25 protein-coding genes are annotated in these 23876 nt (G+C 61.3%); 9 read left to right on the plus strand and 16 right to left on the minus strand.

Annotated features, from left to right (window positions below):
- Positions 1-3 precede the first annotated feature (3 nt).
- From ACIROY_RS16560 to ACIROY_RS16575, 4 genes are read right to left on the minus strand one after another with little or no spacing between them, the layout of a single operon-like run.
- The gene (locus ACIROY_RS16560) at positions 4-1047 is read right to left on the minus strand and encodes a diguanylate cyclase domain-containing protein (protein ID WP_402342489.1); all 1044 of its coding nucleotides are present in this window, start codon (positions 1045-1047) and stop codon (positions 4-6) included.
- Between the two features lie 60 nt (positions 1048-1107).
- Positions 1108-1608, minus strand: a complete 501-nt coding sequence (locus ACIROY_RS16565; RefSeq protein ID WP_402276391.1) for a TPM domain-containing protein — start codon at positions 1606-1608, stop codon at positions 1108-1110.
- On the minus strand, positions 1608-2450 hold the full coding sequence (locus tag ACIROY_RS16570) for a TPM domain-containing protein (protein ID WP_402342491.1): 843 nt from the start codon (positions 2448-2450) through the stop codon (positions 1608-1610). The genes ACIROY_RS16565 and ACIROY_RS16570 overlap by 1 nt, the downstream gene beginning before the upstream one ends.
- A 20-nt stretch (positions 2451-2470) precedes the next feature.
- Positions 2471-3064, minus strand: a complete 594-nt coding sequence (locus ACIROY_RS16575; protein WP_016833298.1) for a LemA family protein — start codon at positions 3062-3064, stop codon at positions 2471-2473.
- A gap of 120 nt (positions 3065-3184) precedes the next feature.
- Here ACIROY_RS16575 and pyrF point away from each other — a divergent pair, with 120 nt between their 5' ends.
- On the plus strand, positions 3185-4003 hold the full coding sequence (gene pyrF / locus ACIROY_RS16580; RefSeq protein WP_402342493.1) for an orotidine-5'-phosphate decarboxylase: 819 nt from the start codon (positions 3185-3187) through the stop codon (positions 4001-4003).
- A gap of 102 nt (positions 4004-4105) precedes the next feature.
- Here the strand turns inward: pyrF and ACIROY_RS16585 are convergent, their stop codons facing one another.
- The 3 genes from ACIROY_RS16585 to thiL all read right to left on the minus strand — a co-directional run bounded on the left by ACIROY_RS16585 (position 4106) and on the right by thiL (position 6233).
- Entirely contained in the window at positions 4106-4585 is a 480-nt protein-coding gene (locus ACIROY_RS16585) for a CinA family protein (protein ID WP_402276399.1), read from the minus strand.
- Between the two features lie 149 nt (positions 4586-4734).
- Positions 4735-5271, minus strand: coding sequence for a phosphatidylglycerophosphatase A (locus ACIROY_RS16590; RefSeq protein WP_402276401.1), 537 nt, complete (start codon positions 5269-5271; stop codon positions 4735-4737).
- A complete protein-coding gene (gene thiL / locus ACIROY_RS16595) occupies positions 5268-6233 on the minus strand; it encodes a thiamine-phosphate kinase (RefSeq protein WP_402342495.1) in 966 nt (321 codons plus the stop codon). Before thiL ends, ACIROY_RS16590 begins: the two co-directional genes overlap by 4 nt.
- 252 nt (positions 6234-6485) lie before the next feature.
- Here thiL and ACIROY_RS16600 point away from each other — a divergent pair, with 252 nt between their 5' ends.
- Complete coding sequence (locus ACIROY_RS16600) at positions 6486-8798, plus strand: NADP-dependent malic enzyme (protein WP_116435155.1); 2313 nt, start codon at positions 6486-6488, stop codon at positions 8796-8798.
- Positions 8799-8909: 111 nt separating this feature from the next.
- On the opposite strand, the gene ACIROY_RS16605 is transcribed toward ACIROY_RS16600, so the two are convergent.
- Positions 8910-9926 carry an NAD(P)-dependent alcohol dehydrogenase gene (locus ACIROY_RS16605; RefSeq protein ID WP_402342498.1) on the minus strand — a complete coding sequence of 339 codons (1017 nt, stop codon included), beginning with the start codon at positions 9924-9926 and terminating at the stop codon, positions 8910-8912.
- 117 nt (positions 9927-10043) lie between these two features.
- Between ACIROY_RS16605 and ACIROY_RS16610 the strand changes: the two genes are divergently transcribed.
- The gene (locus ACIROY_RS16610; RefSeq protein WP_402342501.1) at positions 10044-10952 is read left to right on the plus strand and encodes a LysR family transcriptional regulator; all 909 of its coding nucleotides are present in this window, start codon (positions 10044-10046) and stop codon (positions 10950-10952) included.
- A 140-nt stretch (positions 10953-11092) separates the two neighbouring features.
- Entirely contained in the window at positions 11093-13210 is a 2118-nt protein-coding gene (locus ACIROY_RS16615; protein WP_402342504.1) for a TonB-dependent receptor, read from the plus strand.
- Positions 13211-13325: 115 nt separating this feature from the next.
- On the opposite strand, the gene ACIROY_RS16620 is transcribed toward ACIROY_RS16615, so the two are convergent.
- Entirely contained in the window at positions 13326-14003 is a 678-nt protein-coding gene (locus tag ACIROY_RS16620; protein WP_402276413.1) for an alpha/beta hydrolase, read from the minus strand.
- A gap of 126 nt (positions 14004-14129) precedes the next feature.
- Between ACIROY_RS16620 and ACIROY_RS16625 the strand changes: the two genes are divergently transcribed.
- Entirely contained in the window at positions 14130-14765 is a 636-nt protein-coding gene (locus ACIROY_RS16625; protein ID WP_116435159.1) for a hypothetical protein, read from the plus strand.
- A 10-nt stretch (positions 14766-14775) separates the two neighbouring features.
- Here ACIROY_RS16625 and mog read toward each other — a convergent pair whose 3' ends face one another.
- Together mog and yjgA are read right to left on the minus strand one after the other, a co-directional pair.
- A complete protein-coding gene (mog, locus tag ACIROY_RS16630) occupies positions 14776-15390 on the minus strand; it encodes a molybdopterin adenylyltransferase (RefSeq protein ID WP_402276419.1) in 615 nt (204 codons plus the stop codon).
- Positions 15374-15976 carry a ribosome biogenesis factor YjgA gene (yjgA, locus tag ACIROY_RS16635; protein WP_402276421.1) on the minus strand — a complete coding sequence of 201 codons (603 nt, stop codon included), beginning with the start codon at positions 15974-15976 and terminating at the stop codon, positions 15374-15376. Before yjgA ends, mog begins: the two co-directional genes overlap by 17 nt.
- Positions 15977-16045: 69 nt before the next feature.
- Between yjgA and pmbA the strand changes: the two genes are divergently transcribed.
- The 3 genes from pmbA (at position 16046) to ACIROY_RS16650 (ending at position 20215) form a co-directional block, all read left to right on the plus strand.
- Entirely contained in the window at positions 16046-17410 is a 1365-nt protein-coding gene (gene pmbA, locus ACIROY_RS16640; RefSeq protein ID WP_402276424.1) for a metalloprotease PmbA, read from the plus strand.
- 260 nt (positions 17411-17670) lie between these two features.
- On the plus strand, positions 17671-18435 hold the full coding sequence (locus ACIROY_RS16645) for a carbonic anhydrase (protein ID WP_402342507.1): 765 nt from the start codon (positions 17671-17673) through the stop codon (positions 18433-18435).
- Between the two features lie 181 nt (positions 18436-18616).
- Positions 18617-20215, plus strand: coding sequence for an MDR family MFS transporter (locus ACIROY_RS16650; RefSeq protein WP_402342510.1), 1599 nt, complete (start codon positions 18617-18619; stop codon positions 20213-20215).
- A 77-nt stretch (positions 20216-20292) separates the two neighbouring features.
- Here ACIROY_RS16650 and ACIROY_RS16655 read toward each other — a convergent pair whose 3' ends face one another.
- The 4 genes from ACIROY_RS16655 to puuE form a co-directional block, all read right to left on the minus strand.
- A complete protein-coding gene (locus tag ACIROY_RS16655; RefSeq protein WP_402276431.1) occupies positions 20293-20475 on the minus strand; it encodes a 4-oxalocrotonate tautomerase in 183 nt (60 codons plus the stop codon).
- 18 nt (positions 20476-20493) lie between these two features.
- Positions 20494-21231 (minus strand): class II aldolase/adducin family protein, encoded by a 738-nt coding sequence (locus tag ACIROY_RS16660; RefSeq protein ID WP_402342513.1) that lies wholly within the window; start codon positions 21229-21231, stop codon positions 20494-20496.
- Between the two features lie 64 nt (positions 21232-21295).
- Positions 21296-22141 (minus strand): outer envelope protein, encoded by an 846-nt coding sequence (locus tag ACIROY_RS16665; protein WP_402276436.1) that lies wholly within the window; start codon positions 22139-22141, stop codon positions 21296-21298.
- Positions 22142-22215: 74 nt separating this feature from the next.
- Positions 22216-23151 (minus strand): allantoinase PuuE, encoded by a 936-nt coding sequence (puuE, locus tag ACIROY_RS16670; protein WP_402276439.1) that lies wholly within the window; start codon positions 23149-23151, stop codon positions 22216-22218.
- Positions 23152-23305: 154 nt separating this feature from the next.
- Between puuE and uraH the strand changes: the two genes are divergently transcribed.
- Positions 23306-23659, plus strand: coding sequence for a hydroxyisourate hydrolase (uraH, locus tag ACIROY_RS16675; RefSeq protein ID WP_402276443.1), 354 nt, complete (start codon positions 23306-23308; stop codon positions 23657-23659).
- Here uraH and ACIROY_RS16680 read toward each other — a convergent pair.
- A complete protein-coding gene (locus ACIROY_RS16680; protein ID WP_402342516.1) occupies positions 23656-23868 on the minus strand; it encodes a hypothetical protein in 213 nt (70 codons plus the stop codon). The two genes, uraH and ACIROY_RS16680, sit on opposite strands and share 4 nt — an antisense overlap.
- Positions 23869-23876 lie beyond the last annotated feature (8 nt).

The raw sequence follows: 23876 nt of genomic DNA on the forward strand, positions 1-23876 counted from the left end.
GCGTCATGGCGCCGCACTGACGCGGTTGCGCCCGCTTTGCTTGGCGTTGTAGAGGCAGTCGTCGACGTGCTTGATGAGGCTGACGATGTCGCCGCCCTGAACGGGATGCGCGGTAGCGGCGCCGACGCTGACGGTGACGTGATCGACCGCTTTCGAGGTGGCGTGTGCAATGCCGAGAGCGGCTACCGCCCGGCAGATTTTTTCAGCAAGTTCCTTCGCGCCGGCACTGTCCGTGTTGGGCAGGACGACGGCGAACTCTTCGCCGCCGTAACGCGCCGCCAGATCTGCAGGGCGCGCAGCGCCGGCCGCAATCGCCGCGCCGACGCGGCGCAGTACGTCATCGCCGGCGACATGGCCGTAGGTGTCGTTGTACAGCTTGAAGCAATCCACATCCATCAACAGCAGCGACAACGTCGTCTTCTCGCGTTGTGCGCGCAGCCATTCCTGTTTCATGTAGTCGTCGAAATAGCGCCGGTTGGCGATGCCGGTGAGGCCGTCGGTATGCGTCAGGCGCTTGAGTTCGGCGTTGCTGGCTTCCAGCTGTTTCTGGCTTTCATGCAGGGCGGCGTAGGCGGCGTCGCGTTGCAGAAGATTGATGTAGGAGCGCGAATGGTAGCGGATGCGCGCCACCAGTTCGATGGTGTCATAGGACTTGACCACGTAGTCGTTGGCGCCGGCCAGGAAGGCATCTTTCTTGATCAGCGGTTCGTCGGTGCTGGAGAGCACGATCACCGGGACATTCGCCAGCAGGGGGCTGCTGCGGTATTGCCGCACCAACTCGAGGCCGTCGGAGTCGGGCATGATCAGGTCTTGCAGGATGACGGTGGGCCGACAGGCTTCAGCCTTGGCCAGGGCATCGGCGGCCTTGCCGCAAAAGTGGAAGTCGATGTCGGTTTCCGGGCGCGCGGCGCGCCGGACTTTTTCCTGGACCACCAGCTGGTCATCAATGAGCAGCACGCTGAAGCGGTATTCCTGCTCCGCGACGGCGGACTGGCGTGAAGGTGCTGCGGGCTCATGCGATTGTTCGGGACCGGATGTGCTCATCATTTCCCCCATCGTTATTGTTGAGTCGAAGCTTGTGTGCCAGGCATCGGTCGCTCAGGGATGTCAGAGCATCAGCGGCCGGTTGGAAATCTCGTTCTTGTGCTGCGACGTCTGGGGAAAATGCAGGGTCAGCAAACGGTTCAACTGTGCGAGCCCTTCCAGCGCGCCGTCATGGTAAATCCCGCCGGCAAAGCTTCGGGTCATTGTACTGCAAACGGATTCCCAGTCAGCGCGCTTGAGGGCGCGGCCGACAGTGCGGTCGGTGACGATTTCGACGCGATGATCAGCCAGGTTGAGGTAGATCAGCACGCCGCTGTTTTCTTCGGTGTCCCAGATGCGGTAGTGCGAAAACAGCTCATGAGCGCGGGCGCGCGAGGACTCGTTGCGCAGCACTGCGCCCAGAGGCAGGGATGCTTCGATCACCAGACGGACCTCGGCGCGATGCTCCGCTTCACCGGCGCCGATGCAGGCCTGTATCGCCTGCAGCGTGGCCGGTGGAAACTGCGCGCGTGCTGCGGCGCGGGTGTGGCGCAGATGCCTGAGGAGGCGCTTGAATGTATGCATTACCAGTCCCCCGAGGCGCCGCCGCCGTCAAAGCTGCCGCCGCCGCCCGAAAATCCGCCGCCGCCGCTGCCGCCGCTGAAACCACCGCCGCCGAAGCCGCCGCGTCCGCTGCTGCCGGAGCCACGAGCGGCCTCGTTGAGGATGCTGCCGATGATGACGCCGGCGGCATTGCCCCAGCTATTGTTGTTGAGATTGTTGCGGCCGGTGGTGCGGCGTCGCACCAGCAGCAGCGCGGTGAAGAATACCGCCAGCATGATTACCAGGATCGCAACTTCAAGCCAGCCGGCATCGGATTGGCCGCTTGCCTCTTTCTTCTCCGCCGCGGGCAGGTTCTCACGATCAAGCAGGCTGGTCAGCGCCGAGATACCCGCCGCGAGGCCGCCGTAATAGTCGTTCTGGCGAAAGTGCGGCGCGATCACGTCTTCCAGGATGCGTTTCGACTGGGCGTCGGTCAGGCTGCCCTGGACGCCGCGGCCGGCTTCGATGCGCAAGCGCCGCAAGGCCTTGGGGTTGTCCTTGGCGACGATCAGGATGACGCCGTCGTCGATGCCTTTGCGGCCCAGTTTCCAGGCGTCGGCGACGCGAATACCGTATTGCTCGATGGCTTCCGGCGCGGTGCTGGCGATCAGCAGCACCGCGATCTGGCTGCCGGTGCGGGTTTCATAGTCGGTCAGGACCTGGTCCAGTGTGCGTCGCTGCTGCTCGTCCAGCATCCCGGCCTGGTCCATCACGTGCGAGGTCAGCGCAGGGACGGCAACGAAATCCTGCGCGCCGGCAACCTGGACGGAGCCGGCCAGCAGGAAGAAGAGACAGAACGCCAGCAGGCGGGAAAACTGCGACATGGGCAAGATTCAGGTCGAACTTATTTGCCGAAATTGACAGCGGGGGCGGTGGAAATCGCTTTCTCGTTCTCGACCGTGAAGGACGGCTTGACCGGGTAGCTGAAGATCTTGGCGGTGATGTTGGTCGGGAAGCTGCGCGCCAGCACGTTGTATTCCTGCACCGAGGCGATGTAGCGTTGGCGTGCCACGGTGATGCGGTTTTCGGTGCCTTCCAGTTGTGACTGCAGGTCGCGGAAGCTGGTGTCGGCCTTCAGTTGCGGATAGTTTTCCGACACTGCCATCAGGCGCGACAGCGCGGACGACAGTTCGCCCTGGACCTGCTGGAATTTGTTGAAGGCTTCCGGATTGTTCAACACTTCCGGCGTGATCTGGAAGCTGGTGGCGGCGGCGCGGGCGCGAGTGACGGCTTCCAGCGTTTCTCTTTCATGCGAGGCGTAGCCCTTGACGGTATTGACCAGGTTCGGGATCAGGTCGGCGCGGCGCTGGTACTGGTTGACGACTTCGCTCCAGGCGGCCTTGGTGGCCTCATCCTTGGCCTGGAAGTCGTTGTAGCCGCAGCTGCTCAGCGTCAGGACGGAAGCGGCGATCGCCAGCCATGCAAACCATTTTTTCATTGTGTGCCTCGGGAAGATAGGGAGATTCGATACTGTGCGTACTACTGCCGACGCCGTCAAGCGGGTAGGGCGGGCTGCGGGCGCGTTACAATATCGCATCTTTGCATATTAAGGCTTACCGTGACATTTATCGAACAATTATCCGCTGCGTGGAAGACCAATAATTCGCTGCTGTGTGTCGGCCTCGACCCGGATATCGCCAAATTTCCCGCGCAGTGGAAGGACCAGCCCGACGCCATTTTTGCTTTCTGCAAAGGCATCATCGACGCCACCGCCGACGTGGCCTGCTCGTTCAAGCCGCAGATCGCCTACTTCGCCGCCCTGCGCGCGGAAGACCAGCTGGAAGAAATCTGCACCTATATCCGCGCCACCTATCCGCATATTCCCATCGTGCTCGATGCCAAGCGCGGCGACATCGGCGCCACTGCCGAGCAATATGCGCGCGAAGCCTTCGAACGCTACGGCGCGCAGGCGGTCACGGTCAGCCCCTATATGGGTTTCGATTCGGTCGCGCCGTATCTGGAGTGGAAGGATCGCGGCGCCATCGTGCTGTGCCGCACCTCGAATGCGGGCGGTTCCGATCTGCAATTCCTGACGGTCGACGGCGTGCCGCTGTATCAGCACGTGGCGCGTCTGGTGGCCGACAAGTGGAACACCAACGGCCAGTGCGGACTGGTGGTGGGAGCGACTTTCCCGGAGGAACTGGCGCAGGTGCGCAGTATCATCGGCGACATGCCTTTACTGGTGCCGGGCGTGGGTGCGCAGGGTGGCGACGTGGCGGCGACGGTGAAGTCGGGCAAGACGGCGAACGGCGGCGGCATGATGATCAATTCGTCGCGGGCGATCCTGTACGCCAAGCCGCAGGCCGGCGAAGACTACGCCACAGCAGCGCGCCGTGTGGCGCTGGAGACGCGCGACGCGATCAATCAGTATCGCTGAGGAAACGTATCGGCTTGCAGCGTCGCTGCAGCCGCAGCAGCAGAAACCAGGGCCGTCGCGATCACTCGCTGCGGCTCTTTTTCATGCACGTTTGCCGGCAGCTCAGGTCAGCAAGCGCAGCAAGCCTTGCAGCGAATGCACTACGGCTTGCTCACGCACTGCGCGGCGGTCGCCGGTGAACACCAGGCGTTCGGTAAAGGTCTGGTCGCCGACCTTCCAGCCGAAGCAGACGGTGCCGACCGGTTTTCCCGGCACCGCGCCGCCCGGACCGGCGATGCCGGTGGTGGAAACGGCGACGTCGGAGCTGCTGTTGGCAATCGCGCCTTCAGCCATGGCGGCGGCGATTTCTTCGCTGACGGCGCCGTGCTGGGCGATCAATGCTTCGGAAATCTCCAGCAATTCGTTCTTGGAGGTATTGGAATAGGTGATGAAGCCGCAATCGAACCATTCCGAAGAACCTGCGATGTCGGTGATGGCCTGGGCTACGCCGCCGCCGGTGCAGGATTCGGCGGTGGAGAGCAGCAATTTCCTGGCTTTGAGCGCGAGTCCGACGCGCGCGGCGAGGTCAGTCGAGGTATCCATGTTGATGTCATCCTTCAGGGTTGGCGGGTGGTCAACGTGATGGGCGCGATGTACTTCTTGACGAACATCGACATGAAACAGTTCACCAATAGTTCATGGAATAGTCCGTCGCATTCCCATGTGTTCAGCATACTCTTGTTGAAGCGGTTTTACATGGAGCGCCAGAACGCAAATACCAGCAGCGTGTAAAACGCCGCCACGATGTCGTCCCACATCACGCCGAAGCCGCCCTTGAAGCGGCGATCGAAATAAGCGATCGGCGGCGGCTTGACCATGTCGAAGACGCGGAACCAGAAAAAGGCCCAGCACTGCGTCTTGAAGTCGGCCGGCGTCAGCACCACCAGCACCAGCCAGAACGCGATGATTTCATCCCACACCATGCTGCCGTGATCGGGCGCGCCGAGGTCGCGACCGGTGCGATGGCACGCCCATACGCCGATGAAAAAGCCGACGAAGATAATCAGCAGCCACGCCGACGGCGTGAAGACGGCGGGCCAGCGCACGTTCAGCACCGCATACGCCAGCCAGGCGAACAACGTGCCGGAGGTGCCCGGCATGATCGGCGAGAGGCCGCTGCCGAAGCCCTGCGCCAGCAGGCGCGCCGGATGTCCCAGCATGAAGCGCGCAGTCGGGCGCACTGGTTTGGTCGAATACGTCTTGCGGGCAGGGTTTATTGTTGTTGTCATGAACTGAAATGGTCGAAAGAAGAAGGCGTCAGGTCGAGCGGTTCGCCGCCGGCGTCCACCAGGCGCAGGCCGGGAACCGATTCAATGACACCGGCGCGGGTGACCGCGACGCCGGCTTGTTCGGCGGCGGCAAGCACCTGTTCGCGTCGGCTCTGTGGTGCAGTGAAGCAGAGTTCGTAATCGTCGCCGCCCGACAGCGTGAAGGCGCGGCGTAGCGTTTGCGCCTGCGTGCTCAGGACCGGGCCGGCCGGCAGCGCGTCGACGTCGAGGCGAGCCCCCACGTGCGAGCGTGCGAGGATATGGCCGAGGTCGCCGGCCAGGCCGTCAGAGATGTCAATGGCGGCATGTGCGATGCCGCGCAGGGCCATGCCGAGCGCCACGCGCGGCGTCGGTTGGTGCATGCGTGCGCCGGCGGTATGCAGCACTTCGGCGTCGAGCGCGAGTTCCTTGCGATAGCCGGCCAGCGCCAGCCGTGCATCGCCGAGCGTGCCGGAAATCCAGATGTCGTCGCCGTCGCGCGCGGCGTCGCGGCGCAAGGCCTGGGTGAACGGCACTTCGCCGAACACCGTGATGCTGATCGTCAGCGGACCCTTGGTGGTGTCACCGCCGATCAGTTCGCAGCCGTGCTCGTCGGCCAGCTTCAGCAAGCCTTGTGAAAACGGCGCCAGCCAGTCTTCGCGCGCTTCCGGCAGGGCGAAGGCGAGCGTGAAGGCGATCGGCTGTGCACCCATGGCGGCGAGGTCCGACAGATTGACGGCCAGGCATTTGTGGCCGAGCGCATACGGGTCCGCATGCGGGAAGAAATGACGGCCTTCGACCAGCATGTCGGTCGACACCGCCAATTGCATTCCCGGGGCCGGCGTCAGCAGGGCGCAGTCGTCGCCCACGCCGAGCGCGGTGCGACTGTCCTGCGCCATCGGACGCGTGAAATAACGGGAGATAAGTTCGAATTCGCTAAGCATGGGCGTGATTGTAACCAATACATCAGAGATATTACGCGTTGGCCTTCGATGAATTTCGGTGCATCTGCGGGCGCTATTTTGGTGCGGATTGGTAGGACCATTGCGTCCTTTGTTTTATCCACGGAACCCGCACCGGTAAAGGCTCGCCGAATGTCGCGGTGCACCATAAATGGCTTGCATCCGCGCTATGAGAGCGGGCCGAGCTCTGCTAAAATCGCAGGTCTTCGACAAGTCTAAAAGAGAACGCAGAGTATGGATTCGATGATCAGCAAGAAAGAAGAATTGCGTCAGCAACTTCGCCAGGCAGCGCTGGAGTACCATGAATTTCCAACGCCGGGCAAGATCAGCGTCACGCCCACCAAGCTTTTAACCAATCAACGAGACCTGTCTCTGGCGTACTCGCCAGGCGTGGCTGCGGCCTGCGAAGAAATCGTCGCCGATCCGGCCAACGCATTCAAATACACCGCGCGCGGCAACCTGGTTGCCGTCATCAGCAACGGCACTGCCGTGCTGGGCCTGGGCAACATCGGCCCGCTGGCTTCCAAGCCGGTGATGGAAGGCAAGGCCGTGTTGTTCAAGAAGTTCGCCGGCATCGACGTCTTCGATATCGAAATCAACGAGACCGACCCGGACAAGCTGTGCGATATCATCGCCTCGCTGGAACCGACCTTCGGCGGCATCAACCTGGAAGACATCAAGGCGCCGGAGTGCTTCTATATCGAGCGCAAGCTGCGCGACCGCATGAAGATCCCGGTCTTCCATGACGACCAGCACGGCACCGCGATCATCGTCGGCGCAGCGATCCTGAACGGCCTCAAGGTCGTCGGCAAGAGCATCAAGGAAGTCAAGCTGGTGGTCTCCGGCGCGGGCGCTGCGGCGCTGGCCTGCCTGGACCTGATCGTCGATCTCGGCTTCCCGATTGAAAACATTTACGTCACCGACCTGGCCGGCGTGGTCTACAAGGGCCGCGTCGAACTGATGGATCCGGACAAGGAGCGCTTCGCTCGCGAAACCGATGCGCGCACCCTGGCCGACGTTATCCCTGACGCCGACATTTTCCTCGGCGTGTCCGCCGGCGGCGTGCTCAAGCAAGACATGGTCAAGAAGATGGCGCCGCGTCCGCTGGTGCTGGCGCTGGCCAACCCGACCCCGGAAATCTTGCCGGAAGACGTCATGGCAGTGCGCGACGATGCGATCATCGCGACCGGCCGTTCCGACTATCCGAACCAGGTCAACAACGTCTTGTGCTTCCCTTACATCTTCCGCGGCGCGCTGGATTCCGGTGCGACCACCATCACGCGTGAAATGGAAATCGCCGCAGTGCACGCGATTGCCGAACTGGCGCAAGCCGAGCAATCCGACATCGTCGCTGCGACTTACGGCGTGACCAACTTGTCGTTCGGTCCGGAATACATCATTCCGAAGCCGTTCGATCCGCGCCTGATGATCAAGATCGCCACTGCGGTGGCGCGTGCAGCCGAGACTTCCGGCGTCGCCGCCCGTCCGATCCAGGACATGGGCGCCTACGCCGAAAAGCTGGAACAGTTCGTCTACCACAGCGGCACCTTCATGCGTCCGATCTTCCAGGCCGCCAAGAAGGCGCCGGACGCCAAGAAGCGCATCGTCTTTGCCGAAGGCGAAGAAGAGCGCATTCTGCGCGCGGTGCAAGTCATCGTCGACGAATGCCTGGCCAAACCGATCCTGGTCGGTCGTCCGGAAGTTCTGGAACAACGCATCAAGAAATTCGGCCTGCGCCTGCGTCCGAACGTCGACTTCGAAGTCATCAACCCGAACTTCGACGAACGCTATCGCGACTACTGGCAGACCTTCCTGGAGATGACCAAGCGTCGTGGCGTCACCGAGCAATACGCCAAGCTGGAAATGCGTCGCCGCCACACCCTGATCGGTTCCATGGCGATCCACAAGGGCCATGCCGACGGCATGATCTGCGGCACCTATGGCACCACCCAGTTGCACCTGCACTACATCGATCAGGTGCTGGGCAAGCGTGAAGGCGTCAACGTCTACGCCGCCATGAACGGCGTCATCTTGCCGAGCCGCCAACTGGTATTGGTTGATACGCACGTCAATGAAAACCCGACGGCGGAGCAACTGGCGGAAATCACCATCATGGCTGCGGAAGAAATGCGCCGCTTCGGCCTGCACCCGCGCGCAGCGCTGCTGTCGCATTCCAACTTCGGCTCCAGCAACAGCGAGTCGGCCGTCAAGATGCGTACCGCCTTGAAGCTGCTCCAGGAGCAAGCGCCGGAACTGGAAGCCGACGGCGAAATGCACGGCGACACCGCGCTCGATCCGAAGCTGCTGGCGCAAATCATGCCGGATTCGCCATTGAAGGGCGACGCCAACCTGCTGGTGATGCCGAACATCGACGCCGCCAACATCGCCTACAACCTGCTGAAGACAGCATCCGGCAACGGCGTGGCCATCGGCCCGATCCTGCTGGGTTGCGCCAAGCCGGTGCATATCCTGACGGCATCGGCAACGGTGCGCCGCATCGTCAACATGACGGCTTTGTGCGTCATGGATGCAATGTCGGAGCGTTGATCCCAGCCAAGTCAGGCTGATCAGCAAGCAACAAGCAACAAGAAAAACGGCGCATTTCGAAAGGAATGCGCCGTTTTTGCTTGTGTCGGATTCGTCTGAATGCAAGCGCACTCAATCCATGCGCATCACCAGCTTGCCGAAAGGACCGCGCTCCAAGTGATCGAGTGCGTCCGGCAACTCCTCCAGCGCATAGACCTTGTCCACCACCGGTTTGAGGCCGAGATGATCGACTGCGCGGATCATGTCTTCCAGCCCGCGGCGATGACCCACGCCGATGCCCTGGATGGTCGGCCGGCCCAGGAACAAGGGCACGCTCGGGCTGTGGATTTCAGCTTCGCCAAGCGTACCGATCACGGATACGCGCCCAGCCTGTTTCAAGGCTCGCAGCGACAGCAGCAGATTGTCGCCGCCGACCATTTCCAGCACGTGGTCGGCGCCGCGTCCAGCGGTGAGGTCACGCACGGCAACGTCCCAACGCGGCGTCTTGCGGCGGTTGACCGCATGCGTGGCGCCGAGTTCTTTTGCGCGCGCCAGCTTGTCGTCGTCGCCGGAGAGAACGATGACGTGGGCACCGTGCGCCGCGGCGAATTGCAGGCCGAACAGCGACACGCCGCCGGTGCCCTGGATCACCACGGTCTGGCCCGCATGCAGATGACCTTGCTCGACCAGCGCAAACCACGCCGACAGGGCAGCGCAAGGCAGCGTGCTGGCATGGATATCATCCAGCGTGGCTGGTGCGTGCACTGCCCATTCCTGTTTCAGCACGACGTAGTCGGCCAGCGCGCCGGTCAACGGCCCGCCCAGTGTCAAGGCATGCGCCGGCCAGGGGCCGTCAATCCAGTCGGCCCAGAAGGTGCCAAGCACGCGGTCACCCGTACGGAAACGGGTGACGCGCTTGCCGGTCGCCACCACGGCGCCGCTCAGGTCCGACGCAGGCACCAGCGGCGGCGTGATTTGCAGGCCGCCGCTGCCGTCTTCGATATTGAGCTTGTCGCGGTAATTCAACGCTGCCGCCGCGACCTTGACCAGGATTTCATCGTCTGCCGGAGTCGGGATCGCGACCTGTTCCAGTTGCAGGTGTCGCCGGCCGAATTGGGGAAGACGCCATTGCCGCATGGTGTTGCTCATTGCTTGCTCCTTCATGGATGGGAATGAGCATGAGTCTATCGGCGATGTATGCCGTCATGTGGCGGCAGTTTTTCTTTTGAATGTAGAATTTAATTCTTCAATTGATGGAGAAAAATCATGTCGGACCGGCTCAGTGGTATCGCCGTTTTTGTCCAGGCGGTAGAGGCGGGCAGCTTCGCCCGCACCGCGGAACGCATGCACCTGTCACGCTCGGCCGTGGCAAAAAGCATCGCGCGGCTGGAGGAACGTCTGGGCGTGCGGCTGTTTCACCGCACCACGCGCAGCCAAAGTCTGACCGACGAAGGGCAGGCGTATTACGAGCGCTGCCTGCGTGCCTTGGATGAGCTCGAGAGCGGCGAGGCCGCCGTCAATGCGGGCCGAAGTGTACCGAGCGGGCGTGTGCGGCTGAGCATGCCGGTGCTGTTCGGACGCCGTTGCGTGGCGCCGGTGCTGGTGCGCCTGGCGAAACGCTATCCGGCGCTGGAGTTGACCACCTCGTTCACTGACCGTGTCGTCGATTTGGTGGATGAAGGCGTGGATCTGGTGATCCGCAGCGGTCCTTTGCTCGACAGCAGCGGCATCGTTGCGCGTCGTCTGGGGATGCAGGAAACCTGTTTGTGCGCGGCGCCGGCGTATCTCGCCCGTCGCGGCATGCCGCGGAGTATCGTCGATCTGGCGAGCCATAGCGCCATCTTGTATGGTCGCAGCAGCCGCGATGTACAGATGAAGATGCGTGATGAAGAGGGTAAATTGCGCGACGTTGTCATTCCATATCAACTGCGCTTCGATGACTTGGAGGCCATCGCCGAGGCTGCGCTGGACGGCGCCGGACTGGCGCGGCTGCCACGCTGGAGCATTGCCGAGCATCTGGCGCAGGGGCGGTTGGTGCCGGTGCTGGAAGAGTTTTCCCAGGTTTCTTTCGACATGCATCTGATGTGGCTGGCGAGCCGGCACGTGCCACAGCGCCTGCGCGTCGTCATCGACGAATTAATGGCGAGCGTGCCGCCTTTGCTGACGAAAACCTGACGTATAACTACAACATACTCGTGACAATTCGCCGTTTTATGGGATGTTTGGCACCAAATTGTTACAAGAATTTACACACACTTACAATTGAAAGCTAATATTAATGAGAACGATTAACATTAATAATGAGGTAAGGAACAATGGAGTTTCGCATCAAGCCTGGTTACCTGGCAGTCCTGGCGACACTGTCGCTGACATCAATCAACGCTAACGTCGCATGGGCGCAAAGTGCAGGCAGCCTGCCCGAAGTCCAGGTCAGCGGAGCCCGCGAGGGCTACGTCGCGCCGACGTCGGTGAGCGCCACCAAGAGCGAAGCGCCGCTGCGCGACATTCCGCAAACCATCAACGTCATTTCCGCCGAAGTCATCCGCGACCAGCACGCGACTTCGCTGCAGGACATCCTCAAGAACGTGCCGGGCATCGGCCTGTCGACCGGCGACGGTCAGCGCGACCAGGTGTTCATTCGCGGCTTCACCGCCATCGGCGACCAGTTCGTTGACGGCTTCCGCGACGATGCGCTGTATTTTCGCGACCTGTCCAACGTCGAACGCCTGGAAGTCATCAAGGGCCCGGCAGCCGTGCTGTATGGCCGCGGTTCGTCGGGTGGCCTGATCAATCGCGTCACCAAGAAGCCGGGCGTCGACATCAGCGACGTCAGCGTCAGCTTCACCAGCACCGCCGGCCGTCGTGGCGAAATCGATGTCGGCCGCAGCGGCGAAACGGTGTCGTGGCGTCTGACCGGCGCGCGCGAGCAATCCGACAGCTACCGCGCCCAGCAATTCATCGACCGCACGGCGATCTCGCCATCGGTCGAGGTCAAGTTCACTTCCGACACCAAGCTGTTGCTGCAGGCAGACTACATCGAAGATCGCCGCCTGACCGACTTCGGCATCCCTTCGTATCAGGGCCGTCCGGTCAGCGTGGATCCGGGCAAGTACTATGGTGCCGCCAATGCGCGCGATGCTGACTTCAGCCAGTCGCGCGTGGCGTCGACTGCGGCGACATTGACGCACCGCTTCAACGACAGCCTGTCGCTGCGCAATGCGTTCCGCTATTACGACTATCATCTGAATCGTAACAACACCAATATCAACGGTAACGTCAATGAAGTTGCGCGCACGATGAACCTGAATCACGCGACGCTGATCCGCGATGAAAACGGCTGGTTCAACCAGACCGAGCTGACGCAGAAAGTCAACTTCGGCACGGTCAAGAATGAGATTCTGTATGGCATTGAAATCGGCCAGCAAAGCAAGGATGCGGCGAGTTACGCAGGCGTGCCGGTCGCTACCGGCATCTCAATTTTCAATCCGGTGTTGCCGGTCGTGAATCCGGCGATCCGCGGCGCAGCGGCGTATACCTTCGGCACCTACGACACGATGGCGGCGTATGTGCAAGACACGATCGCCTTCAGCGATCAATGGAAAGCACTGGTCGGTCTGCGTTACGACAGCTTCAAGCAACAGTCGCGTCTGACCGGCACAACAGTCGGCAACCTGTCGCGCACCGACAATGCCTTCAGCCCGCGCGCCGGCCTGGTCTGGCAACCGGGCGAGACACAATCGTACTACCTGTCGTGGAGCCGTTCGTTCCAGCCTTCCGGCGAAACACTGCCTCTGGCGACCAACAACGCCGATCTCGCGCCCGAAAATACGCGCAACACCGAAATCGGCGCCAAGTACGATTTCCTGGACGGCCGCGCCAATGCCACCGTATCGATCTTCCGCCTGGAACGCGACAACATGAAGGCGACGATTCCCGGCACCACCACCATCATCCCGGTCGGCAAGCAACGCACCGACGGTGCTGAAGTCACATTGAGCGCGGACCTGAAGCAGGGCTGGAAAGTCCTGGCAGGTTACGCTTACCTCGACGCCAAGGTGATCGAATCGGTTGCCGTCGACGGCAGCGTGAACAGCCCTGCGAACGTTCCGTTCAAGGGCAAGCGCGCTACCCTGACGCCGATGCATAGCGCCAACCTGTGGCTGACCAAGGATATCGGTTACGGCTTTACGGTCGGCGGCGGCGCCAACGCCGTTGGCAGCCGTTTCGCCAATCCCGGCAATACCGTGAGCCTGCCGGGTTACTTCACTGCCGATGCGATGGCGGTGTACAAGGCGGCCAAGTACTCGGTGCAGCTGAACATCAACAACATCTTCAACACCGGCTACATCGTCTCCGGTCACGGCACCAGCCCGAACCTGAGCTTGCCGGGCGCACCGCGCAACGCTGCATTGACGCTGCGCTATTCGATGTAATCAACGTGTAATCAGCGTTGTTCCGGCAAACCAGGGGCAACATGAAAAAAGCCTGCGATGTGAACGACATCGCAGGCTTTTTCTTTGATGAAAGACGTCTCGACGTCGGCCGTATTTACTTCGGCAACACCCGCGCCAGCCATTGCCCGATGTCGTCGATTTCTTCCTGGCAGACCGAATGCTGCATCTGGTACTCATGCCATTCAATGTCGTGGCCCAGCGCCTTGAGCGTATCGCGCGACTGTTCCGCACGCGCGATGACGACCACCGGATCCTGGCGGCCATGCGCCATGAAAATAGGCGAGGCGTGATTGGATGCATGGCGTTCCGCTTCGATCGTGGCGGCCAGCGGCAGGTAGCCGGACAGGCACATCAGGCCGGCCAGCTTTTCCGGATGGCGCAGGCCGGTTTGCAGGGTCATCGCGCAGCCTTGCGAGAAGCCGGCCAGCACGATGCGTTCGGCCGGAATGCCGCGCGCCTTTTCCTTGGCGATCAGCGCTTCGACCAGCGCCTGCGAAGCGCGCAGGCCGGGTTCGTCTTCGCGGCGCACCAGGTCGGGCGTGAAGATGTCGTACCAGGCGCGCATCATGTAGCCGCCGTTGATGGTCACCGGCATCGTCGGTGCGGTCGGGAAGATGAAGCGGATGGCCTGACTGCCGGACAGGTCGAGTTCGCGCACGATGGGCACGAAGTCGTTGCCGTCGGCGCCGAGGCCATGCAGCCAGATCACAGCGGCGGTGGGATTGGGAGCGGATTCGATTTCGATGGTCTGGAGCGGGGCAGGTGCGGACATGTATTTTCTTTGGGTCAGGTTTGCGCAGCTTGGTGCACAATAACGTTTTACGGCGGAGATGCCGGAAGCGCCATGATACGACGATCCCGGCGGAAAATCTCCCGCCTGCCCTGATGGAGACCCACGATGAAAAAAATCGCCGCGCTGCTGGCCTGCGCACTGACCTTGACTGCAACTCTGACCGCGATGCCGGCGGCGCACGCAGCGCTGGAAGGCAGCCTGTTCCAGCCCAATGGTGAAAACCTCATCATCCAGCCGCCTACCGGCTGGCGTCTGGCCTACATGAATGGCGATCCGAACGGTGACTACGTGGTCGAGTTCCTGCCGCAGAATGAAAGCCATGACTCCTGGCGCGAAGGCTACATGTCGGTGCAGCGCGGCGCGGCCTCCGTCAGCCCCGGCGTGCATATGTCGACCCAGATCGTGCAGCGTGTGCTGCAAGGCGCGCAAAACGGTTGCTCCGGGCACTTCACGCCGATGAAGCAGAAGGACTCCATGACCAACGGTGCGTACACCTCAATCAGCGGCGGCTTTTGCGATCGTTATGGGCCGGCAGCACCGTTCGGCGAAGGCAGCCTGGTGGCGGTCATTGAAGGAACCAAGAATCTGTTTCTGGTGCAGTTCGGCTGGCGTCCATCGACCCCCAACGAACTGAATGGATATCCCCTGCGCATCACGCCGCAGCGGTTGCAGGTGCTGCTTGATCAGATCAATCGTGCGATGTTGTGCGGAGGAGCGGATCAGCTGACCTGCCCACGTTGAAGAGGATTGCTTATTTGGCCGGGCGTATTGCCGACTTGGGACGGAAGGCCTTGCAGACCGCTTCGTTGGTCTCGATGTACGGGCCGCCGATGAGGTCGATGCAGTAAGGCACAGCGGCGAAAATGCCGGGTACCTGTTGCTTGCCGTCGGCGTCCTTGACGCCTTCCAGCGTTTCGCGGATGGACTTGGGCTGGCCCGGCAGGTTCATGACCAGGGCGGCGCGATCATTCGTTTCACGAATCACCGCAACCTGGCGCGAGAGAATCGCGGTCGGCACGAATTGCAGGCTGATCTGGCGCATCTGTTCGCCGAAGCCGGGCATTTCCTTGGTGGCTACCGCCAGCGTGGCTTCGGGAGTGACATCGCGGCGCGAAGGACCGGTGCCGCCTGTGGTCAGCACCAGGTCGCAACCAATCACATCCACCAGCTCGATGAGCGTCTGTTCGATTTGTGTGCGGTCGTCGGGGATCAGGCGAGTTTCCATGCGCCACGGGCTGGTCAGCGCAGCGCCAAACCATTCCTGCAACGCCGGAATCCCCTTGTCTTCGTAGACACCACCCGACGCACGATCGGAGATCGACACCAGGCCGATCAGCAGTTCGTCCGGATCAGTCTTCGTGCTCATCGTCCAACGCGTCCGCATCATCTTCCGCGGCATTGGCGCCACGCGACGCAACCTGCAGTTGCTTGAGGATCTGGAAAATTTCGCGATACGCCTTGGGCGGCTTGTTCTCGGCCTGTTCCTTGCGGGCATTGCGAATCAAGGTGCGCAGGTGCTGCGCATCGAGGTCGGGATGCTGGGCGAGCAGTTCGGTGAGGGCGTTGTCGTCTTTCAACAACTTTTCGCGACGACGCTCAAGTGCATGCATGGAGGCGGTGTCCGCTTTGGACAGGCCGCGCCAGCTGTCGAGCGTCTTCTGGATGGCGGCAACTTCGTGCTCCTCCAGCGTGCGCATCTTTTTGCCGACGAATTGCATCTGGCGGCGGCGACCTTCGTGGTCCTTGATTTGCTGGCATTCGAGGATGACGTCACGTACATCTTCCGGCATGGGGACGCGCTTGACGCGGTCGCGCGGCTCGGCAACCAGTTCTTCGCCCAGTTTCTGCAACGCAGTCATATCGCGTTTCAGTTGGGATTTGGAGGGACGGTCGTATTCCTGCTCGAATTCGTTGGATTGAAAGCCGCAGGACCCGCGATTGGGATTTGGCATGATTCAGAAAAATAAGCTAAACGACTGCTATCATACCCGTTTTATACGCATTCCGAAGAAAACAGCCCAATGAGCGATACCGTATTTACCCACAGTCAAGACCAATTGAAGCAGCTTGCACAGGATGTGTTGCGTTACGCCAAGGAAAAGGGCGCTTCGGATGCTGCGGTCGACATCAGCGAAGGCAGCGGATTGTCGGTAGCGGTGCGCAAGGGCCAGATCGAGACCATCGAGCAGAACAAGGACAAGGGCATCGGCGTCACCGTGTACCTTGGTGAAGGCCGCAATGTGCGCCGCGGCAACGCCAGCACCTCGGATTTCTCGCAGCAGGCGCTCAAGGAAACCGTGGAAGCCGCCTACAACATCGCGCGTTTCACCGCGATTGACGACTGCGCCGGCCTGCCTGACGAAGAAAACCTCGAACTCAATCCACGCGATCTCAAGCTGTGCACACCCTGGCTGATCACCGCCGAAGAAGCGGTCGAACTGGCGCAGCGCTGCGAAGCCGCCGCGCTATCGGTCGACAAGCGCATCACCAACAGCGAAGGCGCCAGCGTCTACGCGCAGCAATCGCATTTTGTCGCGGCCAATTCGCGTGGCTTCATCGGCGGCTATCCATTCTCGCGCCACACCATTTCGGTGGCGCCGATTGCCGGCAAGGGCTCCAACATGCAGCGCGACGACTGGTATTCGTCGATGCGCGATCCAAAGAAACTGGCCAAGCCGGAAGCCATCGGCCGCTACGCCGCCGAACGCGCGCTGGCCCGCCTGAACGCCTGCAAGCTGTCCACGCGCAAGTGCCCGGTGCTGTTCGAAGCGCCGCTGGCGGCGGGTTTGCTGGGTGCTTTCGTGCAAGCGGTGTCGGGCGGCGCGCTGTACCGCAAATCGACCTTCCTGCTCGACTCGCTGGGCAAGCAAGTGTTGCCCGACCATATCCAGATCCTCGAAGATCCGCATGTCATCGGCGGCGTCGGCTCCGCCCCCTTCGATGACGAAGGCGTCAAGACGCATCGCCGCGAAGTGGTCAAGGACGGCGTCGTGCAAGGCTATTTCCTGTCGACCTATTCCGCGCGCAAACTGGGCATGGAAACCACCGGCAACTCCGGCGGCTCGCACAACCTGTCGATCACTTCGTCGCTGACCACCGCATCCGACAACTTCAAGGGCATGCTCAAGAAACTCCATACCGGCCTGCTGGTGACGGAGCTGATGGGGCAGGGCGTGAACTACGTGACCGGCGATTATTCGCGCGGCGCGTCGGGCTACTGGGTCGAGAAGGGCGTGATCCAGTATCCGGTGGAAGAGATCACCATCGCCGGCAACATGAAAGACATGCTGCGCCAGATCGTCGCCATCGGTAACGACACCCTGATCCGCGGCACCAAGGAAACCGGCTCCATCCTGCTGGAAAGCATGACCATCGCGGGCGACTGATAGCGCCTTGGCTCTTGCATATCTCTCCTCGTACAGCCGCCTGATTTTTCGTCAGGCGGCTCGTCAGACACTCCGGTTATCAGCTTCCTGATAGCGACTCTCTCCCTACTTTTCTCAGCGTTGCCACAACGATAAAGACGTCGTTCGATTTCGAACAGGCCGTTGTATATCGGTTAATCCTCCTGACGCGACGTGTTTCGTACAAGCGCGCGACTAAAATTTCGGCCTCAGTGACGAACAACATGGGACCGAGGATTTTCATGAAATCAAAGATTTTTGCTGGGGCCGACAAGGCGTTGCCTGCGATGCTGTTATTGACGATCATGCTGGCCGGCGCTACGCCGGATGCGATGTCAGAAGGCACGCACTTTGACTATGCGCATCAGGCAGCGTGGAAAGAAGTGCACGGCGACCGCCAGTCGCCGGTTGCACTTGATTCGAACAACGCGATGCCGGATTTCGACGACGATGAAGACGACAGCATCAAGATAGCGCGCACGATCAGAGACGCCATCGTGGTGGACAACTCACACACGATACAAATCAACGTATTGCCGGGAAATTTTGCAAGCATTCGCGGGCGCCGCTTTCAACTGCAGCAGTTCCACTTCCACACACCGGCCGAGCATGTAATCGACGGCAAGCGATATCCGCTGGAGCTGCATCTGGTCTACCGCGCCAAAAACGGTCGCCTTGCAGTGATCGGCGTCCCGTTTCAGAAAGGCGCCGCCAACCCCGCGTTTGGCGCCATCATGCGACGCGTCGTACGGGCAGGGCAGGCGGAACCGATGCCGGAGTTTGACATCAGCCCCTTGTTGCCGGCAGACCTGAGTTACTTTCACTATCTCGGTTCGCTGACCACACCACCGCTGACCGAGAATGCGGAGTGGCATGTGCTGTCGCAGCCGGTCACCTTGTCGTCAGCCCAACTGGAAGATTTTCATCGCTACTACTCGGGCAACAGCCGTGATCTGCAGCCGCTGAAGGGTCGCGAAGTTCTTTATCACCGCGAGGTGAAGCGCTGATGCCGGCATCGTTGCCAAGACATTCTGCAGGGTACGTCCGCAATTGATAGAATGACGGTTCAGTCACTTCAGGCTGGCGCCTGTGATGAATGTGGTCGTGCACGACAAGTAATCATTTTCAGGTGCTTGTCGTTTCGCCAACATCAACATCTGCAAGCCCCGGCCAAACGATTTTCCCAACATGTCTCCACACAAAGAAGCCGCGCATTCGAGCGGTCAAGTCTTGCCTTTCCGCGAATCCCTGATGGCCACGCTCGGCATCTGCTTCGTCATCATGCTGGTGGCGCTGGACCAGACCATCGTCGGCACCGCCTTGCCGACCATCGTCGCCGAGCTCAAGGGCTTCGACCTGTACGCCTGGGTGGCGACGTCGTATCTGCTGACGTCGGTGATCACCGTGCCAATCTTCGGCCGGCTTGGCGATTATTTCGGCCGCAAGCCGTTTCTGATCGCTTCCATCATCATCTTCGTGATTGCGTCAATGCTGTGCGGCATGGCCGACAGCATGCTGTTCCTGGTGCTGGCGCGCGGCCTGCAAGGCATCGGCGGCGGCATGCTGGTTGGCACTGCGTTCGCCTCGGCGGCCGATCTGTTCCCCGATCCGCACATCCGCCTGCGCTGGCAGATCATCCTCAGTGCGGCCTACGGCATTGCAACTTCGGTGGGCCCATCGCTGGGCGGCTTCCTGACACAGTCGCTGGGCTGGCGCTGGACCTTCTACGTCAATTTGCCGGTGGGCCTGGTGTCGCTGTTCTTTGCGATGCGCTACATCCCCCACATCCGTCATCACAAGCACGCCGGCAAGGTTCGCCTTGACTGGGTGGGTGCGCTGCTGATTTCAGTGGCGCTGGGCAGTCTGCAACTGCTGGTGGAGCTCTTCCCCAAGCGCGGCCTGACCGGCGGCATGCTGGCGTTGCTGGTGGTTGCTATCGGCGCGTTTTACGCGTTGTGGAAATGGGAGCGCCAGGTCGAGCAACCGATCCTGCCGTTCGAGATGTTCAAGGATCCGGCGCTCTCCAGCCTGTTCCTGCTGTCGGTGCTGGCGGGCTTTTCGATGTTCTCGATGCTGATGTATGCGCCGCTGCTGTTTCAGGGCGGCTTCGGCATGTCGCCGCGCGAAGCCGGCTTGCTGATCACGCCGCTGGTGGCCTGTATCACCGTGGCGAGCATCGTCAACGGTCGCATCGTCACGCGCATTCCCAATCCCAACATGATGATGTACGTCGGCTTCGTGCTGATCGCGCTGTCCTGCCTGGGCATCGTGCTGTCGCAGCGCAATACGCCGACCGGTTTCATGCTGGCGACGATGCTGGCCGGCGGCTTCGGCCTCGGGCTGGTGCTGCCCAACCTGACCGTGTTCGCACAGCAGGCGGCCAGCCGCGAGCATCTCGGCATCGCCACCGCCTTGCTGCAGTCGCTGCGCATGATCGGCGGCATGCTCGGCACCGCCGTGACTGGCACGCTGGTCACGCAGATGTACGGCAGCGGCGTCGAGCGCGCGCTGGAAACCGATCACGCAGCACAATGGCTGGCCGAATTCAAGGACCCGGAAATCCTCGTCAACCACGATATCCAGTCGACCCTGCTGGCGCAAATGCTGCAAGCAGGGCATAACGGATCGGCCTTGCTGGACGCTGCCCGCGATGCACTGGTCGGCGCGATCCACATGGGCATTGCGCTGGCGGTCGTGTCGGCGCTGATCGGCTTGTGGATGGTGCGGCGGGTGCCGCTGATTCGCTTCACGCCGAATGAAAAGGTGGAGACGGTGCTGTCCGAATAGAACGATTTCAGGATTCGCAAAAAGAAAAACGGCGTGCACATCCAGCACGCCGTTTTTCTATTTCTGCAGTGTCGTGGTCAGTCCGACCACAGCTTGCCGGCGGTCGCCCAGTTTTCCTTGCGTACATCCTGAATGATGATATCGACCGATTCGGGACTGCATTGCAGCGTCTTGCAGGTGACCTCTGTAATCGCTTTCACGAGTTCGCGTTTCTGTTCGATGCTGCGACCTTCGAACAACTGGATGTTGAATGTGGGCATGTCGTCTCCTCAGTAAAATCAATTCTTGTAGGATGCGTCGATCGCATCCAGCTTGCGCAGCAACGCCGGCCATTCGAGCAGGCCTTCCGGGCTGCCGTCGCCAAGCAGTTGCCGGTGCGTCGTGCGGCAGATATCCGTCGCCGGCATGTGCAGCGCCTGCCCGCCGGCTTGCGCCAGCAGCTGGATGCGGCACGCTTTGTCCAGCGTATCCATCAGCACGTAGGCCTCGGCGACGGTGCGTCCGCACACCAGACTGCCGTGATTGCGCAGCAGCAGCGCCGGCAAATCGGCCAGGCGTTCAATCAGACGGGTCTGCTCGGCCGGCGTCAGCGCCAGCCCTTCGTAATCGTGGCAGGCGATGGCCTCGTAGAAGCGCAGCGCGTGTTGCGACAGCGGCAGCAAGCCCTGCGGCTGGGCGCTGACGGCCACCGCATGATCATTGTGCAGATGCATGACGCACAGTGCATCCGGGCGCGCCGCGTGCACCGCACCGTGGATGGCGAAGCCGCTGACGTTGATGCGATAGGGGCTGTCTCCAACGATGGCGCCGTGGCGGTCGACCTTGACCAGGTTCGAGGCGCAGACTTCATCGAAGCGCAAGCCGAAGGGATTGAGCAGGAAGTGGCCGGGCTCGTCCGGCACGGTGGCCGAGATGTGCGTATAGATCACATCGTCCCAACCCTGCAGCGCGCACAGGCGATAGCAGGCGGCGAGGTCCAGGCGGGTCTGCCATTCGTTGCGGCTGATGTCGGTCATGGGCAATCGGGTGTGTAATGAAAAAGGGGACGCAAATGCGTCCCCCGGTATGTTACACGCAGACTCAGAAGTGATATTCCGCGCGCAGCATCGGCGTCTTGGCGAGCGAGCCCGGCACCGTCGAACGGTTGCCGAACTTGTTGCGCCAGTACTGATATTCCACGCCGACGCGGAAGGTGTTCTTGCCCATGCCCAGCGGTGTGCCGACGTCGTACATGATCTGGCCATCGAAGTTTAGCTCCGGGCTGGTGCTGTTGCCGAACTCGTCCTTGCCCTTGGCGGCGATGTAGTTCAGGTAGCCTTCGAACGCGAAGCCGCTGGTGCCGAACGGAATGCCCCAGGCGGCGTTGAACATCGGATGGGTGTCGTAGGAGTAGCGGTTGGCGATGCCGACCGGCTTGTTGCTTTCCCATAGCGCGAAGATGCTCAGGTTGAGGAAGCCCGGCACGTCCATCATCAGCGTCGGACCGGCGACCCACATGCGCTTCTTGGAGCCGTAGCCCGGATCGTTCTTGGTGTTGAGGTCAACACCCAGCGTGAAGCCGACGCCGCGCGCCGGGCCGAACGCCAGATCCTTGCCGCTGATCTTGCCGATGTCGAGCGTGTGGCGATAAGTCAGATAGGCTTCCTGTGCATTGCTGTCCTTGTTGTCGGACATGAGGAAGTCGACGTTGAGGAAATTGGTGCCGTACTTGTAGCCGCTGGCATGGGTGAAGTTGATGATGTTCTTGCTGATGTCCTGCGTGTTGAACGGCTCTGCGAACTTGGTGCCGTAGCGGTAGCCGATGGAATTGTCGCTCCAGTCGGCGCCGTGTGCGTGCTGCACGGCGGCCAACGCCGACAGTCCGATCAGGCCGGCTGCGAGATGTTTGCCCAGTGGCGTGCGCACGATTGCGTTTGCTTGCTGCATGGTGTCTCCTCCATTGAATGGTTATGTGTACTGCTGTTTTTTATAGTGTTCCGTGGAGCCGCCACGGCGGTAGATCAAACTTTGAACGGATGAGTGGCGCGCCAATGGTCGGCGATGTCGATGCGGCGCGTGATCCAGACCTTGTCGTGCTTCTGTACATAATCGAGGAAACGCGCCAGCGCCGCTGCGCGCGCCGGCCGGCCGACGATACGGCAGTGCAGGCCGACCGACAGCATCTTGGGGCGGTCGAGCCCGGACGGGTCACCTTCGGCGTACAGCACGTCGAAGGCGTCCTTCAGATAGTCGAAGAATTGCGTACCGGTGTTGAAACCCTGCGGTGCGGCGAAACGCATGTCGTTGCTGTCGAGCGTGTAGGGAACGATCAGTTGTGGTGTGGCGCCGCGTGTGGTTTGCACCTTGTCCCAATAGGGCAGGTCGTCGGCGTAGCTGTCGGCGTCGTAGGCGATGCCGCCGTGTTCGGCCACCAGACGGCGTGTGTTGGGAGAATCGCGGCCGGTGTACCAGCCCAGCGGCGCGTTGTTGGTGATGTCCTTGATGATCGCTATCGCTTCGGCGATGTGGCGGCGTTCGGTGGCTTCGTCGATGTTTTGATAGCTGATCCAGCGCAGGCCGTGGCAGGCGATTTCGTGACCCAGTTCGAGGAAGGCGGCAGTGGCTTCCGGATTGCGCTGCAGCGCGCGCGCCACGCCGAATATGGTCAGCGGCAGCCGGCGCTCTTCGAACATGCGCAGCAAGCGCCACAGGCCGGCGCGGGAGCCATATTCGTAAAGCGACTCCATGCTCATGTGGCGCGCGGCGAAACTCTGGGCGCCGATGATTTCGGACAGGAAAGTTTCCGAGCCGGCGTCGCCGTCGAGCACGCTGTTCTCCGCCCCTTCTTCGTAGTTGAGTACGAACTGCAATGCGATGCGCGCGCCGTCAGGCCATTGCGCGTGCGGCGGCGTACGGCCGTAACCGGTGAGGTCGCGAGGGTAAGTGGAATCTGTCATGTCTCCTGCCTTGGAATCGTTTTTTGCATCTTCGCCGAATTATGTCTTCAGAATTGATTACAGATATAACGGCGAACGTATATGGACCTGATCTCTGCGGTATATCATTTGCGACTGAAATGATCTACAAAATTTGTCAACGAGAGGAAACACAATGGGAAAACTGAGCACCCACGTCCTGGACGTCACCCAGGGCAAGCCGGGCGTCGGCGTCAAGGTGGCCTTGTTTGCGGTCCGCGGCAACGAGAAGGTCCTGCTGAAAAACGCCGTCACCAACAGCGACGGCCGCTGCGATGCACCGTTGCTGCAAGGCGACGAATTGCTGGCCGGACGCTATGAACTGGTGTTCGGCGCAGGCGATTATTTCGCGGCGCAGGGCGTGCAATTGCCGGCCCCGCGTTTCGTCGATGAAGTGGTGCTGGCCTTCGGCATCGCCGACCCGGCGCAGAATTACCATGTGCCGCTGGTGGTGTCGCCGTGGTCGTATTCGACCTACAGGGGAAGCTAGGAGCGTTGGCCGAAGTCAGCATCCGCTTGCGGACGCTTCTTCAGTAGCAAGCGATGACTTCCCCAGGCGCCGCAACCGCAGACAGCCATCACGATGACCAGCGGCAGCGAGGTGCCGTCGTGCAAGACGCCGATCGCCATCCCCGCCAGCGTGGCGAAGAAGAATTTCAGCGCGCTGATCAATGCCGCTGCCGCTGCTCGCCGGGGCACGGCGCACT

Origin of the sequence: Herbaspirillum sp. NPDC101396, from assembly GCF_044767365.1 — a bacterium.
Classification (GTDB): domain Bacteria; phylum Pseudomonadota; class Gammaproteobacteria; order Burkholderiales; family Burkholderiaceae_D; genus Herbaspirillum.